The following is a 14,886-nucleotide window of genomic DNA, read 5'->3' as shown; positions in this document are numbered from 1 at the left end:
TACCCGGCGCCGGGTTTTCCATTATTTTTAATCGGAAGTCCTTCAGGGGATTTTAATGTTAAATGTTTGTAACGAAATGTTCTTCTGAAGATTTCAATATGGATTTTGAAGGTACAGGTACAAGAAATCGTTTACAGAATTCACGATGAACACTTTCCCGAATAATTGCTCAGAGAATTTTTTTATCAGCATATCTGGATCCCTCAGGCCGGTTTTTACAAGAAAAACATGTACTTGTTTCTGTTTCCCTATGAGAAGATCTGTTTCTGAATCTCCAACAACTGTAATCTCTTCGTCTGATGGTACATTGTTTTTTACCCAGTTGTACTTAATCAACAGATCTCCGTTTGGTTTCAAAGCCACAACATTGTCTACTATACTTTCGTTTCTCTTTTTCAGATCTTCAAGGAGGGCTTTGTGATTTCGCCTCAATGTCAGTATGATGTATTTTTCCTTCAACCTGTCTAATAAACTCCAATCAACAATGTCTCTATCAAGTTCTAAAACAGATGGATCTTCCAGTTTTTCTCTTTTGTATTCTCTGTATGACTCGTATTCCTGTTCGGAGACATTGCGGAAAAGGTTGACTATCATCGAATCCTGTTCGAACCTTCTCTTCAGTGTTTTGAACGTTTCAAGATCGAGGTTTTCAATTTTCCACCATGAATTGAACACAAAGAAATATCTTTCCCAAACATCTAACAACGTTCCATCGAGGTCAAAAATTATCACCCCTCGGTCACCTCGAACATCTCCTCAAAATATCTGTACATAATTCGCTTTTTCCTATCACTCTGAAACTCAGATGGATTGTAAGGTTTTCCCAGAAGTTCCAGTATTAACAATTTTACAATGTTGGAACCTGATTCTACGCTCAAAGGAAGCCCTCCGGAAGCGAATCTCAGATTTATATCTGTAAATATTACTTCATTTTCTGGAGTCAGAAAAAACTGAAAATTTGCAGGCCCAAATATTTTACACTTCGCCGCAATTTTTTCAATTTGATCACGAACATCAATCGAAAAGTCGTTTTCTGAGATAACAGCAGCGCCTCCCAACGTTTTGATTCTGATTCTCTGATTGTATGTGACCAGCTCACCTTTTTTGTTGAAGAAAGCATCGACTGTGTATTCTTTTCCATCGATATATTCCATTATTAGAGCGTCTCTATAAATCGTTGTTGCAAGTTCTAATTCCTCCCTGTTTCTACAAATGAAAAATCCTCTGCTGCCGCTTCCCACTGCTGGTTTGACAACCACGGGAAATTCATCTACGTCGTGGTAAGAGGTGTATATTTTTGGCGTTTTAAGTCCTATCCCCTTCAGAATTTTATAAGCATTTGCTTTATTATCCAGCATTTTGAATGTTTCATAAGGTGATATCATGAATTTCGAACGACTTCGTTTGAGTATTTCAGTCTGGTATTTTGAAACAACTCTGCATTCTTCAGAGTGCACCGGGATATAGATATCTATCCTTTCTTTGTTCAGGATTTCAATGAGTTGATCGATAAACTCCTTCTCTTCACTGGATCTGCTTATTACAAACAATTTATCCAGAAAGAATTTTGTAGGAACCTTCGTTGTTATATCGAAACCATATATCTCGAACCTCTCTCCAATATCCATTTTTCGCAGAACTTTCGCTAAATAAAGACCTGTAAGACCACCGCATGAACCTATTAGAATTTTCACCATCTCCACCTCCTTCTTTTCAATCTCATTCTATAATAACGAGGGAGGACTGTAAAAGAAGGAGGAATAACCTTGAACATCGCCATACTCAACCACTATGCCAGCATTCCGGAGATGGGAAGTTCGGAGACGAGGCATTTTGAACTCGCAAAAAGGTTTGTGAAGGACGGCCACAGCGTGGACGTCTACGTTGGGGACTTTTCGCACCTTTCAGGAAAAAGGTGGAGTGAAACGTTCGGATGGCGTTTTTCAAAAGAGGGAGTGAACTTCATAGTTGTGAAAACAAGAGAGTACTCTGGAAACTCACTCTCCAGGCTTCTCTCCTCTTATGATTACTACAAAAACGGGAAAAAATTGGTCGTTCAAAGAGAATACGACGTGATCATCGCCTCTTCACCACATCCCTTCTCCTGGAGTCTTGGCTGGTACTACGTGAAAAAAAAGAAAGGAAAACTCTTTCTTGAGATCAGAGACGTCTGGCCAGACGACCTTGTGGAACTCGGCTCAATCTCGTACTCTCACCCTGTCTCAAAACTCTTTGACTTCATGTGCAAAAAATACTATCCGAAGGCCGATGGGATTATCTCTCTTGTTCCGGATCTTTCAAGGCACTTTGAGAGACTGAGGGTTCATCCTGAAAGGTTCGTCTTTGTGCCAAACGGCGTGGATCTGAGCCGATTCGAAAATTATGAACACTGTCCCAGGGTAGAAGAAATTCTCTCCAGAGTGCCGCAGAACAAAATGAAGGTTCTCTATGCAGGATCGATCGTTCCGCACAACGGAGTGAAAGAGTTCCTTGAGATGCTCTCAGGTGTGAAAGAAGATACAAGAGAGAAATTTGTCTTCATCTTTGTGGGGCCTTCCCAGCCAGACTATCTTGAGGAGTTGAAGAAGACCTTCAGAAATCTCAGGAACGTCTTTTTCTTCGATCCTGTTCCCAAAAAGTGTGTTCCATCTCTCTTTCAGAAAGTGGATTTTCTTCTCTTCACCCTTTCTCCCACCAAGATGGCCCATCCCGCGGTGAGTTCCTACAAGGTGCTTGACTACATGGCGTCTGGAAAACCCGTTCTGTGCATCGACGTTGAGGGAATTTTGTTCAAAGAAACAAACGGTGCGATTTTCTTCAACGAAAGAAACCTCGAAGAAGTTCTGGAGGATCTTCTCAAAAAAGATTATTCACATCTTGGGCTGAAAAACCGAGAGTACGTTGAGCGTGAAAGAGACTGGAGCCGTCTTTACGAAAAGTTAAAAGAGTTCATCTTCTCCTGAAACAAAAGGTTAGGATAGAATATCTTATGCTGCATATTTTTAGATCAGGAGAGTGAACTATGAGACAGCTGACCGAGAAAGACTACCGCTGGAACTTTTTCGTCAACTCCATGGATTATGCCTTTTTCAGCCTTGGAATGACACTCGGTTCCATTTTCACGCTCTTTCCCGTTTTTGCGAAAAATCTTGGGGCGTCGAACGTGGAACTCGGTCTCATCCCGGCCATTGCGAACCTCGGCTGGGGTATTCCGGCAATATGGGGCGCAAAATACGCCGAAAGGTCCCCCAGGAAACTGAAACTGGTCCTGGAAGTGACACTCGGAGAGAGGCTTCCTTATCTCTTCATGGTCCTGATCAGTTTCTATCTTGCCGTGCCTTCTCCCAAACTGGCTCTGTACCTTTCCATTCTGATGATGGGAATCGCCACGTTCTCCATGGGGTTTCTGGGGCCACCGTGGATGAGCATGATAGAGAAGGTGATCGACCCGAAAAGAAGAGGCACTTTCTTTGCCATGGGAAACGGCCTGGGAGCGATCCTCGGTGTGGGAGGATCGATCATCGCAAAAAGACTTCTTTCAGAATACCCGTTTCCTGAGAACTTCGGTTATGTTTTTCTCACCGCGTTTGTCTTTTTCATGGTGTCTTTTGTCTTTCTTGCACTCACCAGGGAGGTGCCCGATCAGGTCACTCCGGATGATGAACCCATATGGAACTACATAAAAAACATGAAACACGTGTTTCTGGACGGAAACTTCAGAAACTTTTTGATAGAGAGAATCATCACCAGTTTCATGTTCGCCTCCAGTGGTTTCATCACGGTCTATCTTCTGGAAAAGTTCTCTCTTCCAGACGATGCCGCTGCGGCGTTCACAGCGATAGTTCTTACATCTCAGGGTGTTTCATCGTTTGTGTTCGGACCGCTGGGCGATAAGAAAGGACACAAGTTGAATCTTCTTTTCAGCAAGATCTTCTACTCCCTTGCCGTTTTGATCGCCTTCTTCTCAACGGATCCGTTTCATGCTTATTTCGTCTTCGCTCTGATGGGACTTGTCAACACGACCAACAACGTGGGTAACATGGCGATCACACTGGATTTTGTTTCTGGAAAAAGAAAGGAACTGTACATGGGATCTCTGTACTTTTCCATCGCACCGTTTTCCTTCATAGCACCACTCATCGGTGGGAAGATAGCGGATGCCTTTGGATACGGGTTTCTCATGGTCGCCACAGGACTGATCGGAACGCTTGCCTGTTTCTACGTTGTGAAATTCATCGTGGACCCGAGGGTGAAGAGGGATTAGTTTGCGAAGATTACGATCGGGCATGAGATTCAGAGGAAATCGTCTGGAAGATTGAAATTTCCCCACTCCAATGATAAAATTCTCAAGGTGCCTATCACACACGCTCCTGGATCCCACCCTCGGTGCCTGTAAAAAGGCCGGCGTGGGTGTGAAGGGAGCGGAGGTTTAAAACCAAAAGGATGGAGGTGTTGTCTGTGGCGGTTGTCACCATGAAACAGCTTCTGGAAGCGGGAGTGCACTTTGGACACAGAACGAGAAGATGGAACCCGAAGATGGCCCCCTACATCTACACGGAAAGAAAGGGCATCTACATCATCGACCTTCAAAAGACCCAGCAACTTCTAGAAGAAGCCTACTATTTTGTGAGGGAAAAGGCCAGTGAAGGTGCGACGATCCTCTTTGTAGGAACGAAGAAACAGGCCCAGGGTGTTATAAAGGCTGAAGCGGAAAGATGTGGTGCTTTCTACGTGAACAACAGATGGCTCGGTGGACTCCTCACGAATTTCAAGACGATCAGATCAAGAATAGACAAACTCATCGAACTCGAGGAAATGGAACAGAGCGGAAAACTCGATGAACTACCAAAGAAAGAGCAGAGCAGAATAAGAAGAGTGCTGGAAAAACTCAGAAAGAACCTTGGTGGGCTCAAGGAGATGAGGAAACTCCCTGACATCGTCTACATAGTGGATCCGAGAAAAGAAAAGATAGCCGTTGCCGAGGCGAACAAACTGGGTATTCCCATCGTGGCCATAGTTGATACGAACTGCGATCCTGATCCGATCGATTACGTGATACCCGGAAACGACGATGCGATCAGATCTATAAAACTCATCACTTCCGTTATAGCGGATGCGTACCTTGAAGGAAGAGAGGGAGCTCCTCTTACGACGGAGGAAGAATCGAAGGTAGAAGAAACCGTTGAGGGGACGATTGAAGAGGTCGACCTGGAAGAACTTGAAGAAGAGGAAGAGGTGTGAAAGGGGCGATCTCGCCCCTTCAAATTTTTTCCAGTTTCACCGCTGTTCCGTACGCGAGGATCTCTGCCGCACCGCTCATGATCATGGAAGAAGAGTACCTGAATCCTATCACTGCGTCTGCACCGAGTTTTTCTGCCTCTTTCACCATCCTTTCGAAAGCGATGTTTCTTGCCTCCGTAAGCATCTCCGTATAGCCTTTGATTTCCCCTCCAGCAAGGGTTTTCAATGCGGCGGCTATGTCCCTTCCCAGATGTTTCGACATCACCACATTTCCTGAAACCACCCCAAGGATCTCTTTCACCCTGTATCCCGGTATCTGCTCAACGGTGGTGACGATCACACTCCACACCTCCTCAGAAGTCTTTTGTTTCAAGAACTTTATAGGAAAGATAAGTAAACACCACACCAGCCAGGGTGTAAGCCAGAGACGGCCACAAGACAAGATCTCCCTTCAGTATGTAAAGGTAGGTGTTCAAAATGGAAAGGAGTTTGATAAAACTTCCAAGTGCCGTTGTTCCTGCAAGAAGAGCGATCGAAACGATGAGGGGCTTGACCTGATCGGAAAACAGCAAGGAAAAGAAGATGGTGATGGAAAACCACAGAAAGATCCCTATCGTTTCCACCAGAAGATAGCGAAACACAGAACTCGCATCCAGTGACTCACCGATGATCCAGCTGACGGGCAGTGGAAGAACGGCGAGCACCACAAGGGCCAGAAGGGTGAAAACAAGGGGAATGAAAAACTTCACCATGAAGAGCCTTCTTCTTTTGACTCTCACAAGTAAAAGTTCCATCGTTTCGTTCTCTATCTCTCTTGCAAAAACCGGAAAAGCCATTATGATTGCGAGTATTGGAACGAACTGACCAAGATTTTTTCCGTACCACTGTGTGATGATGTAAAAGTCCCATCTGGAGAGTTTCTTCATGAACTCATCTGTGACACCGAACTTTTCCAGAATGTTCTTCGGTGCACTTCTGATGATCTCAGAGAGATTTTGCGTGTAGTCCTTCACCACCACAAGTAGAACGAACGTTCCAAGAAGGATGAAGAACATCACAAGAAAGCGCACCCTCATATCCCTGAACTCTTTATTGAACATCTCTCTCACCCCTGACGATCGCCTCAAAGATGTCCTCGAACGAAGCATCTTCCACCTGAACGTTCTCTGGTATCTCTTCTTTTTTCATCAGATAGATCCTTTCTCCACTTCTGAGTGTTTTCAGAAGATAGCCACGCAGTTCATCCTTTGAAACGACGAGTTTATAGGAAGACTTTATATCGTCCAGATTCCCTGAAAGAACCACCTTTCCTTCTTTCATGATGACGACCCTATCTGCTATCTTTTCCACCTCCGCGAGCACATGGCTGGTGTAAAGTACGGATTTTCCGTCTTGACGTCCTCCCAATCCCCTAAAGGGGATAGGATTCCCTTTAGGGTCAGGAGGTTTTTGCCCACTCGAAGGTGGGCTTCCACGGTGACCACATGATCACCGGGCAACGAAGGTGTGAGTTGTACCTCACACCCACGGGGGACGCCAAAGCCCCTACTACCAGGCTCTCGCCTGTATACTTTTTCCTGATGTTCAATGCCCCTACCGCATCCCTGTGCCATTCAAAACCACAACCCAAGCACCTGAAGTTCCTCGTCGATGTTTTGTGTTTTGCACCACAGACAGGACACGTCTGTGATGTGTAGGACTCGTCAACGAAGACCACTTCAATACCGAGTGCTTCTGCTTTGGTCTTGATGAGATCAGAAATTTTTCTGAACAGCCACTGATGGATCTTCTGGTTGGCAGTAGAGTTGTAGTCGACCCTGTCTCGTATACCTCGAAGGTCTCCGATTGCGATGGTGCCTACTCCTTCTGTCAGGCACCACCCGACAAAGTGTGTTGTGTACTTGTGGAGAATGTCTTTGATCTGGTTATAGAGCTTTGCAAGAAGCCTTCTTTTTGCCCGAACAAGTTTCCTGTAGCGTCTTGAGCCAGGTTTCTTCTTTGCCAGCTTCTTTTGGAGCTCAGCGAGCTTTTTGTTTCGGTAGCGAAGCTTTGAGTTGAGCACTCCGCCGTTGTAGATAACTGCCTTGTCCTCTGTTGAGGCAACGATTGGGTGCACAACGCCAAGGTCGACGCCGACTACTTTACTACCAGAAATGTTCGTCTGGCTTTCGAATGAAACTGTCACATGGAAGAAGTATTTGTCTTGTCTTTTGTCGTAGACAAGTTCGACACGTCTTATGTCCACTTCCTTTGGGAGGGTTGTTGGTATGTAGAGAGGATCGTTTCCATTTCCCATCGCAAGTCTTAGGGTTCCATCTTCAAGAAGTTTTACTGCCTGGTTTTTCCAGACAACGTTTGTGTACTTTGGTGTTCTAAAGGGTGGTTTGAGGCCTTGGTTTGTTTTACTTGCCTTGAAGTAGGATTTGAGGGCTTCAAAGTATCTTTGCACCAGGGCTTGTTTGGTCTGAGAGTGAAGGGGAATGTTTTGTGCCCATCGAAGGATGTACTTTTGTACCGTGTTCATAGAAAGCCAGAAGCCTTTTTTCTTGTGGATTTTTCTGACAAGAGAAACTGTCTTGCTGTATACTCGTCCAGCAAGTTTTGATAGTTCTTTGCATTTTGTGTGGTACTCAGGTGGTGCAGGGAATTTGTATGTTTTCATATGTTTTGCCATGTTCTGCACCTCTGGTGCTATATTAACACTTCTTGCCATTCATCACGATCCCATAAATGGGATGTGCTTTCTGGCAAGTTTTCTGTAAGTGAGGGATCTTATGTGCTCGAGGATCTCACTTCTCACGATGGGATCGAGTCCCCATGTAGGTTCATCGAGTATGTAGAGGTCCACGTCCTCTGCAAGGACAAGCGAAAGGTAAAGGATCGTTCTCATACCGTGTGAAAGGTTTACGATCTTTTCGTTGGGGTCTATACCGTATCTTTCGAGCATCTTGAGGGATCTTTCCTCATGGAAGTTCTTTCCGATTCTTTTGAAGAGAGATACGATCTCTCTAACTTTAAGATAAGGGTAGAGTTTCTTTTCTTCTGGAAGATATGTGAACGTACCTTCCAGTTCGATCTTTCCAGAGGATATCTTCCTGAGGCCGACTATGCATTTCAAAGTGGTGGTCTTTCCTGCACCGTTGGGACCAAGAATGGCGAAAACTTCTCCTTTTTCTACCTCGAAACTGATACCGTCCACCGCCGGTTTTTCTCCATAGAACTTTTTCAGGTTCTCCACCTTCAACATCACTCATCACCCCTGTAAACCTCTTCTGCCAGTTTCAACACCCTCTCTAAAGGAATTTTCGCTTTTTTGCAGTCTTCCAGCATCTTTTTGAGTTTCTCCTCAAGTTGCGCTTGGAACTTTCCTCTGTTCACCCTCGATACGATGTAGCCTTCTCCTCTTTTCACCTCCAGAACGCCTTCCTGGACGAGTTCTCTGTACGCACGGGCAACGGTGTTCAGGTTCACCCCAAGGTCCTCTGCGAGCGATCGTATGGAGGGCACGAAATCACCTTCCTTCAACTTTCCGGACAGAATGAGCAGTTTGATCTTCTCTTTTATCTGCTCGTAGATCGGTTTTGAAGAGTGGAAATCGATCCTGAACCACAACGCTATCACCTCACTGTAATATTGTACTATTACACAATGATTCCTGTCAATTTTCATCTTGCGTTCTTTGTTTCGTTTTGTTAAAATAGATGATGACATCAATTAAATCAGGAGGGATGGCGTTGATCCTCAAAGAGATAAACCGTTTCTGCAGAGAGAAAATCACCGGAAAAAAGTTGTACGCAGTTCCAAAGCTCTGGATACCAAGGTTTTTCAAGAACTTCGAGGAGAAGTCTGGAAAGTACTTCGTCGATCCGTACGAATTCGCTGCGGCCGTTACGGACTGGGTCTTAAAGCACTCAAGGGATCTCGATTATTCACAGCCTCTTTCGTTCCTGAAGGGTGAAAGTTCTCCTGACTGGATAAAACGCTCTGTCGTCTACGGTTCTCTTCCGAGAACAACAACTTCGTACAATCACAAGGGTTCTGGCTACTTCGAGGAGGACGATGCCCTCGGCTTTCGTGAGGCGGGAACGTTCTTCAAGATGATCCTTCTTCTTCCGTTCATCAAATCGCTCGGGGTGGATGCCATCTACCTTCTTCCTGTGAGCAAGATGAGCGATCTTTTCAAAAAGGGTGGGGCACCGTCTCCGTACTCTGTGAAGAATCCCATGATGCTCGATGAAAGATACCACGATCCACTTCTTGAGTCCTTCAACGTGGAAGAAGAGTTCAAAGCCTTCGTTGAAGCGTGTCACATCCTCGGGATCAGGGTGATACTCGATTTCATACCGAGAACGGCCTCGAGGGACTCGGATCTCATAAAAGAACACCCGGACTGGTTCTACTGGATAAAGGTTGAAGAACTTGCAGACTACACTCCACCGAGGGCAGAGGAGATTCCCTTCAAAGTGCCCGATGAGGATGAACTGGAGATCATTTACGGAAAAGAAAGCGTGAAAAGACACCTCAAGAAGTTCACTCTCTCCCCGGATCGGATCGATTCAGAAAAGTGGGAAAGGATAAAGAAAGAAGAGGGCAATATCCTGGAGCTTATCGTGAAAGAATTTGGAGTCATCACACCTCCTGGTTTTTCCGATCTGATAAACGATCCTCAGCCTACTTGGGACGATGTCACGTTCTTGAGACTGTACCTTGACCATCCGGAGGCATCGAAAAGGTTCCTCGAACCAGATCAACCTCCCTACGTTCTCTACGACGTGATAAAGGCGAGCAAGTTCCCGGGAAGAGTGCCCAACAGGGAACTCTGGGAATACCTTGCAAACGTGATACCACACTATCAGAAGAAGTACGGAATCGATGGGGCAAGGCTCGACATGGGGCACGCCCTTCCAAAGGAACTCCTCGATCTCATAATAAGGAACGTGAAAGAGTACGATCCGGCCTTTGTGATTATAGCCGAAGAACTCGACATGAACAGGGACAGGGCGGCAAAAGAGGCAGGCTACGACGTGATACTTGGGAGCAGCTGGTATTTCGCGGGAAGAACAGAAGAAATAGGAAAACTACCAGAAATTGCAGAAAAACTCGTTCTTCCATTTCTGGCATCCGTTGAAACACCGGACACACCCCGTATAGCCACAAGAAAGCACGCTTCCAGAATGAAAAAACTGGCACCTTTTGTGACCTACTTTCTGCCGAATGCGATCCCGTACGTGAACACGGGACAGGAGATAGGCGAGAAACAACCAATGAACTTGGGTCTGGACACGGATCCGAATCTGAGAAAAGTGTTACCACCAACGGATGAATTTTTTGGCAAACTCGCTTTCTTCGACCACTACGCTCTCCACTGGGACAGGCCTGACAGGGGAGTTCTTTCCTTCATACGAAGGTTGTTGAAGATAAGAGAGGAGTTCCTCGGTTTCATCCTCGAAGGAACCTTCAAAAACCTCTCGAATGAGGATCTGGTTCTGTACTCTTACGAAAAAGACGGGAAAAAACTTGTCATTGCTGCAAACGTTGGAAAAGAGACGAAAGAACTTTCCGGTGGCAGGGTCTGGGACGGAAGAGAGTGGGAAGAGAAAGAAAGGGTGATTCTCAAACCGTTCGAGTTTGCCCTTGTTCTTCAGGATTGATCTCGTCGGGGCGCTCGAAAGAAACACGTCCCAGTTTTCCCTGAGACAGTTCTGTGAAAAACACTCTGATGGCACGATCCAGATCCGGGACTCCGCCTTTTTTGAGGAGTCCCCTTCTTTTTGCAAAGTTTTCGAAGAACGTGGTGAAATCTTCTTCGATTTCCTGATGGCGTTTGAAGATCTCGAACGCTTTCTCGAAAACCTCGTGATCGTCAATTTTCTCCACGGGAAGGCTACCAACCAGAAGAAGCTTTGCGGCGAGGTCTTTGCTGAAGATGTTTTTGTAGAGGATGCCCGGCGTGTCGAGGATCTTTACGCCGTTTTCCAGAGAAAACCACTGTATGCCCCTTGTTATACCGGGTTGAGCCCCTACCGAACTTGCTCTTTTTCCTTTCAGTTTGTTTATGATCGTTGATTTGCCCGTATTTGGAACACCCACAACCAGCACACGGGCAAGTCTGTCGAAGGACAGTTTCTTCAAAAACGTCTTCCTCGGTTCATCTTTGAAGGTGGTGATCACCCTTTTTCCCTGTTCTCTGAAGTATTCCACCCACTCCTTCGTTGTCTTTTCGTCCGCTATGTCCACTTTGTTCAGAACGATGATCGTGTTTTTCGATGAAAAATCCATTCCGTACGCCGATGTGGCAAAAGGGGCCCGGGCGTCCCGGACCTCCAGAACCGTGTTGACCAGTTTCAGAAGATCTCTGATCTGACGCTTTGTCTTTTCTATGTGACCAGGATACCAGTTCACAGTTTCAGGATCTCCCTGATCTTTCTTTCACTTTCCTTCATCAGATTCTCTGACTCTTCCCTTGTGTCCCCTCTCACGTGGATGTACACCTTGAGCTTCGGTTCTGTTCCAGATGGTCTGACGAAGATTCTGGATTTTTCGAACACGAAGGCTATGGTTTCGTTTGGAATTATTCCTTTGTAACCTCTGGAGTAATCGATTATTCCATCGTACTCTTTCAGGGAGTTGTATATTTCTATCGCTTTGCTGACGTCTTCGAACTTGAAGTTGATGAGTTTTTCCATGTAGTAACCGTACTTTCTGTAGAGTTCTTCGAGTTTTTCGTACGGGTCGTAGTTGCTGAAGGCTATCGCAGAGAGGACACTTCCCACAACACCATCTTTGTCCCTTGCGTGGTCTCCTGCGAGGTATCCACAGCTTTCCTCGAAACCAAAGACGAAGTTTCTGTCACCTTTCTTTGTGTGTTCTTCTATCAAATGACCGATGAATTTGAAACCTGTTGGTGTTTCTTCGAGATAGGCACCCCTTTCCTCACAGATGGGCCTCACCATGTCCGTGGTGACGATCGTTTTTATCACGAGAGGGTTTTCTACCTTCACGTGTTCGAGGAGAAAGTCCGTAAGGAGCACTCCAACCTGGTTTCCTGTGAGCCTTCTTCCTCTGTACACCACTCCCACCCTGTCGCAGTCCGGGTCGGTTGCAAGTCCAAGGGTCGCTTCCTTTTTGTTCAGCAAAACGAGCGCTTCATCTTCTTCGGGATTTGGAGTTGGGACTGTGGAGAAGTTTGGATCGGGTTTCATCTGTTCTTCCACAGGTCTCACTTTGAAACCGAGTCTTCTCAAAACCTCCGGAACATAGTTTGCTCCCGTTCCATGGAGTGGAGAGTAGGCAACGTCAAGGTCCGTTCTTCTTGGAAGGTTCGAGACTATCTCAACCACTTTCTCTATGTAACTCTCCTTCACCTCGGAAGGTACGTGTTTGAAACCTCCCTCCCTCACTCCGGAGATATCGACCTTTTTGTATATTTCGGTGATCTCGTCCGTGTACTCTGGTATTGCCTGAACGCCATCCCAGGTGTAAACCTTGTATCCGTTGTATTCTGGAGGATTGTGACTCGCTGTTATGACAACACCGGCACCGGCCTTCATGTGCCTCACTGCGAAAGAGAGAACCGGTGTTGGCGTTGGTTCTGGAAACACGTAGGCTTCTATTCCTTCACCTGCGAAGACCCTTCCGGCAAGCTCTGCGAACTCTCTGGAGTTTTTTCTCGTGTCGTAGGCGATCACAACGCTTTTCAGTTTTCTCTGTTTCATCCAGAAGGCGACGCTCAGTGAAGCCCTCTTCACCGTGTCCTCATCGAACTCTCCCTTTCTCATCACACCTCGAATTCCACCCGTTCCAAACAGGATCATCCCTTTTCACCTCCGGAGAGAATATTCTGCACCTTGAATCTGGGACAGACACCACAGAGATAGCAACCCTTCCATCTGCAATCCTCTGTGGTTTTCCCCTCGAGTGCCCTCTGGTATTCTCTCACCAAAAACTCCTTCGTGACACCCATGTCTATGTGATCCCAAGGAAATTCCTCTTCCGTTTTTCTTTCTCTCAGGTGCTCCTCTGGATCTATTCCTGTCAGGTCGAAGGCCTTTTTCCATACGTTGAAGTCAAACATCTCGCTCCACTCGTCAAAAAGCGCTCCAAGTTCCTTTGCCTTCACTATGAGATCCAGAAGTTTTCTATCACCCCTCGAGAAGATCCCCTCCAGAAGGCTCATCTCTGGATTGTGGTACGAGACCTTTGCAACTCTTTTTGCTCTGGTGAGGATTTTGAATTTTTCGTTTGCTTCCTCTGGAGTGATCTGTCGGGCAAACTGAAACGGTGTGTGCGGTTTTGGAACGAAAACGGCCACGGACGCTGAAACCTCCCTGAATCCGATGGCTTTGACCCTTCCCAGAAGGTCGACCAGTTCCTTCAGGTCTTCTTCCGTTTCACCGGGAAGACCAACCATGAAGTAGAGTTTTACCCGCCTCCATCCCGATTTCCTTGCCGCTTCCAGTGTCGAGAAGATGTCCTGTTCTTCTATGTTCTTGTTTATGATGTTTCTCAGGCGCTGTGTGGCGGCTTCCGGAGCGAACGTGAGCCCTGTTTTCCTGACCGACGCTATCCTGGAAGCGATCTCCACACCGAACCTGTCCATTCTCGTTGATGGAATGGAAATGGCGATCTTTCTTTCGGAAAATCTCCTCAGCAGTTCTTCCACAACTTTTTCGATCTGTGTGTGATCCATCGTTGAGAGCGAAAGAAGCGAGATCTCTTCGTATCCGGTGTTTTTCAGCATTTTTTCAGCGTTTTCGATGATGTTTTCGAGCGATCTTTCCCTCACTGGTCGGTAGTAAATACTCGCATGACAGAACCTGCATCCCCTTGTGCACCCGCGCGCAACTTCAACTACCGCCCTATCGTGGACGGATTCTGTGTTTGGAAGAATCTTTTTTACAGGAACCGGCTGGGCGTTCAGATCCTTCACGATCCTTCTTTTTATCGATGCTGGAAACTCACCTGATACGGGAACGACCTTTTTTCCTCGCTGTTCATAAAAGGCGGGAACGTACACTCCTTCGATCTTTGAGAGTTCTCTCCAGATGGTTTCCCTGTTTTCCCCCTTTGTTTCTTTCAACACTTTTGCGATCTCCAGGATGGCTTCTTCTCCGTCACCCACGAGGATCGCATCGAAAAACCCGTAAACGGGCTCTGGATTGGAAGAACAGGGTCCTCCCCCAAGGACGATGGGATCCTTCTTTCTTTCCCAGAAGAACAGTGGGATCTTCGAGAGTTTCAAAACTTCGACGACGTTGGTGTAGGAAAGTTCGTACTCCAGAGAGATTCCAACTGCGTCCATCTGATAGAGCGGTGTGTAGGACTCCATCGTGTAGAGTGGGATATCCCTTTCCTTCATCTTCTCTATCATATCAACCCATGGAAGATAACTTCTTTCTGCCCAGATATCGGGCTGGCTGTTCAGGATGTGGTAGAGTATTTCGAGGCCGTAGTTAGATGTACCTATTTCGTAAGTGTCGGGGAAAACCAGGGCGATCCGAAGTGAAACTTCTTTCGGATCTTTTACAACGCTGTTTATTTCTTTACCTATGTACCTGCTCGGTTTTTTGACCCATGGTAGAGTTTCGTTCAGGAATTTCAGGATCATTCTTTCACCTCAGTTTCGATTTTATCATTATATAATTG

Annotated in this window: 15 protein-coding genes; 4 read left to right on the top strand and 11 right to left on the bottom strand. The window is 46.2% G+C overall.

All coding sequences use genetic code 11. The features are described 5' to 3' along the window. Positions 1–93: 93 nt before the first annotated feature. Complete coding sequence (locus tag CTN_RS09080; protein ID WP_008192840.1) at positions 94–732, bottom strand: HAD family hydrolase; 639 nt, start codon at positions 730–732, stop codon at positions 94–96. After that, positions 729–1,697 (bottom strand): ATP-grasp domain-containing protein, encoded by a 969-nt coding sequence (locus CTN_RS09075; protein WP_156106812.1) that lies wholly within the window; start codon positions 1,695–1,697, stop codon positions 729–731. The genes CTN_RS09080 and CTN_RS09075 overlap by 4 nt, the downstream gene beginning before the upstream one ends. A 69-nt stretch (positions 1,698–1,766) precedes the next feature. Between CTN_RS09075 and CTN_RS09070 the strand changes: the two genes are divergently transcribed. The 3 genes from CTN_RS09070 to rpsB all read left to right on the top strand — a co-directional run bounded on the left by CTN_RS09070 (position 1,767) and on the right by rpsB (position 5,241). Continuing rightward, positions 1,767–2,963, top strand: a complete 1,197-nt coding sequence (locus tag CTN_RS09070) for a glycosyltransferase family 4 protein (protein WP_015920232.1) — start codon at positions 1,767–1,769, stop codon at positions 2,961–2,963. Between the two features lie 59 nt (positions 2,964–3,022). Beyond that, positions 3,023–4,264 (top strand): MFS transporter, encoded by a 1,242-nt coding sequence (locus CTN_RS09065; RefSeq protein WP_015920231.1) that lies wholly within the window; start codon positions 3,023–3,025, stop codon positions 4,262–4,264. 194 nt (positions 4,265–4,458) lie between these two features. Next, complete coding sequence (gene rpsB / locus CTN_RS09060) at positions 4,459–5,241, top strand: 30S ribosomal protein S2 (protein ID WP_038068110.1); 783 nt, start codon at positions 4,459–4,461, stop codon at positions 5,239–5,241. A 19-nt stretch (positions 5,242–5,260) separates the two neighbouring features. Here the strand turns inward: rpsB and CTN_RS09055 are convergent, their stop codons facing one another. From CTN_RS09055 to CTN_RS09030, 6 genes are all read right to left on the bottom strand, one after another. After that, positions 5,261–5,581: a YbjQ family protein gene (locus tag CTN_RS09055; RefSeq protein ID WP_038068108.1), complete on the bottom strand. Its 321-nt coding sequence runs from the start codon at positions 5,579–5,581 to the stop codon at positions 5,261–5,263. 13 nt (positions 5,582–5,594) lie between these two features. Continuing rightward, positions 5,595–6,317 (bottom strand): ABC transporter permease subunit, encoded by a 723-nt coding sequence (locus tag CTN_RS09050; RefSeq protein ID WP_244857348.1) that lies wholly within the window; start codon positions 6,315–6,317, stop codon positions 5,595–5,597. 13 nt (positions 6,318–6,330) lie between these two features. Further along, positions 6,331–6,561: a hypothetical protein gene (locus CTN_RS09045; protein ID WP_244857346.1), complete on the bottom strand. Its 231-nt coding sequence runs from the start codon at positions 6,559–6,561 to the stop codon at positions 6,331–6,333. 118 nt (positions 6,562–6,679) lie between these two features. Further along, positions 6,680–7,954, bottom strand: a complete 1,275-nt coding sequence (locus CTN_RS09040) for an RNA-guided endonuclease InsQ/TnpB family protein (RefSeq protein ID WP_015920226.1) — start codon at positions 7,952–7,954, stop codon at positions 6,680–6,682. 3 nt (positions 7,955–7,957) lie between these two features. Further along, the gene (locus CTN_RS09035) at positions 7,958–8,488 is read right to left on the bottom strand and encodes an ATP-binding cassette domain-containing protein (protein WP_231556113.1); all 531 of its coding nucleotides are present in this window, start codon (positions 8,486–8,488) and stop codon (positions 7,958–7,960) included. Further along, positions 8,488–8,853 (bottom strand): GntR family transcriptional regulator, encoded by a 366-nt coding sequence (locus CTN_RS09030; protein ID WP_038068104.1) that lies wholly within the window; start codon positions 8,851–8,853, stop codon positions 8,488–8,490. Before CTN_RS09030 ends, CTN_RS09035 begins: the two co-directional genes overlap by 1 nt. Before the next feature lie 122 nt (positions 8,854–8,975). Between CTN_RS09030 and CTN_RS09025 the strand changes: the two genes are divergently transcribed. Continuing rightward, positions 8,976–10,892: a DUF1923 family maltosyltransferase gene (locus CTN_RS09025; RefSeq protein ID WP_038068102.1), complete on the top strand. Its 1,917-nt coding sequence runs from the start codon at positions 8,976–8,978 to the stop codon at positions 10,890–10,892. Here the strand turns inward: CTN_RS09025 and ylqF are convergent. The 3 genes from ylqF to CTN_RS09010 are packed head-to-tail and all read right to left on the bottom strand — an operon-like array spanning position 10,855 to position 14,848. Next, positions 10,855–11,643, bottom strand: coding sequence for a ribosome biogenesis GTPase YlqF (ylqF, locus tag CTN_RS09020; protein ID WP_015920222.1), 789 nt, complete (start codon positions 11,641–11,643; stop codon positions 10,855–10,857). The two genes, CTN_RS09025 and ylqF, sit on opposite strands and share 38 nt — an antisense overlap. After that, on the bottom strand, positions 11,640–13,055 hold the full coding sequence (locus CTN_RS09015; protein ID WP_015920221.1) for a phospho-sugar mutase: 1,416 nt from the start codon (positions 13,053–13,055) through the stop codon (positions 11,640–11,642). The genes ylqF and CTN_RS09015 overlap by 4 nt, the downstream gene beginning before the upstream one ends. Further along, positions 13,052–14,848 carry a TIGR03960 family B12-binding radical SAM protein gene (locus CTN_RS09010; protein ID WP_015920219.1) on the bottom strand — a complete coding sequence of 599 codons (1,797 nt, stop codon included), beginning with the start codon at positions 14,846–14,848 and terminating at the stop codon, positions 13,052–13,054. The genes CTN_RS09015 and CTN_RS09010 overlap by 4 nt, the downstream gene beginning before the upstream one ends. Positions 14,849–14,886 lie beyond the last annotated feature (38 nt).

Origin of the sequence: Thermotoga neapolitana DSM 4359 (assembly GCF_000018945.1) — a bacterium.
In the GTDB taxonomy this organism is placed as follows: domain Bacteria; phylum Thermotogota; class Thermotogae; order Thermotogales; family Thermotogaceae; genus Thermotoga; species Thermotoga neapolitana.
The sequence above is the reverse complement of the archived record's forward strand: the minus strand, read 5'-3'. Positions and strand labels throughout refer to the sequence as shown.

What these genes read in the sequence shown, in the direction of transcription:
- CTN_RS09065 (WP_015920231.1), top strand. Translation starts at nt 3,023, where the DNA reads ATGAGACAGCTGACCGAGAAAGACTACCGCTGGAACTTTTTCGTCAAC.
- CTN_RS09050 (WP_244857348.1), bottom strand. Translation starts at nt 6,317, where the DNA reads ATGAGGGTGCGCTTTCTTGTGATGTTCTTCATCCTTCTTGGAACGTTC.
- CTN_RS09010 (WP_015920219.1), bottom strand. Translation starts at nt 14,848, where the DNA reads ATGATCCTGAAATTCCTGAACGAAACTCTACCATGGGTCAAAAAACCG.
- CTN_RS09015 (WP_015920221.1), bottom strand. Translation starts at nt 13,055, where the DNA reads ATGATCCTGTTTGGAACGGGTGGAATTCGAGGTGTGATGAGAAAGGGA.
- CTN_RS09040 (WP_015920226.1), bottom strand. Translation starts at nt 7,954, where the DNA reads ATGGCAAGAAGTGTTAATATAGCACCAGAGGTGCAGAACATGGCAAAA.
- CTN_RS09035 (WP_231556113.1), bottom strand. Translation starts at nt 8,488, where the DNA reads ATGTTGAAGGTGGAGAACCTGAAAAAGTTCTATGGAGAAAAACCGGCG.
- CTN_RS09075 (WP_156106812.1), bottom strand. Translation starts at nt 1,697, where the DNA reads ATGGTGAAAATTCTAATAGGTTCATGCGGTGGTCTTACAGGTCTTTAT.
- CTN_RS09045 (WP_244857346.1), bottom strand. Translation starts at nt 6,561, where the DNA reads ATGAAAGAAGGAAAGGTGGTTCTTTCAGGGAATCTGGACGATATAAAG.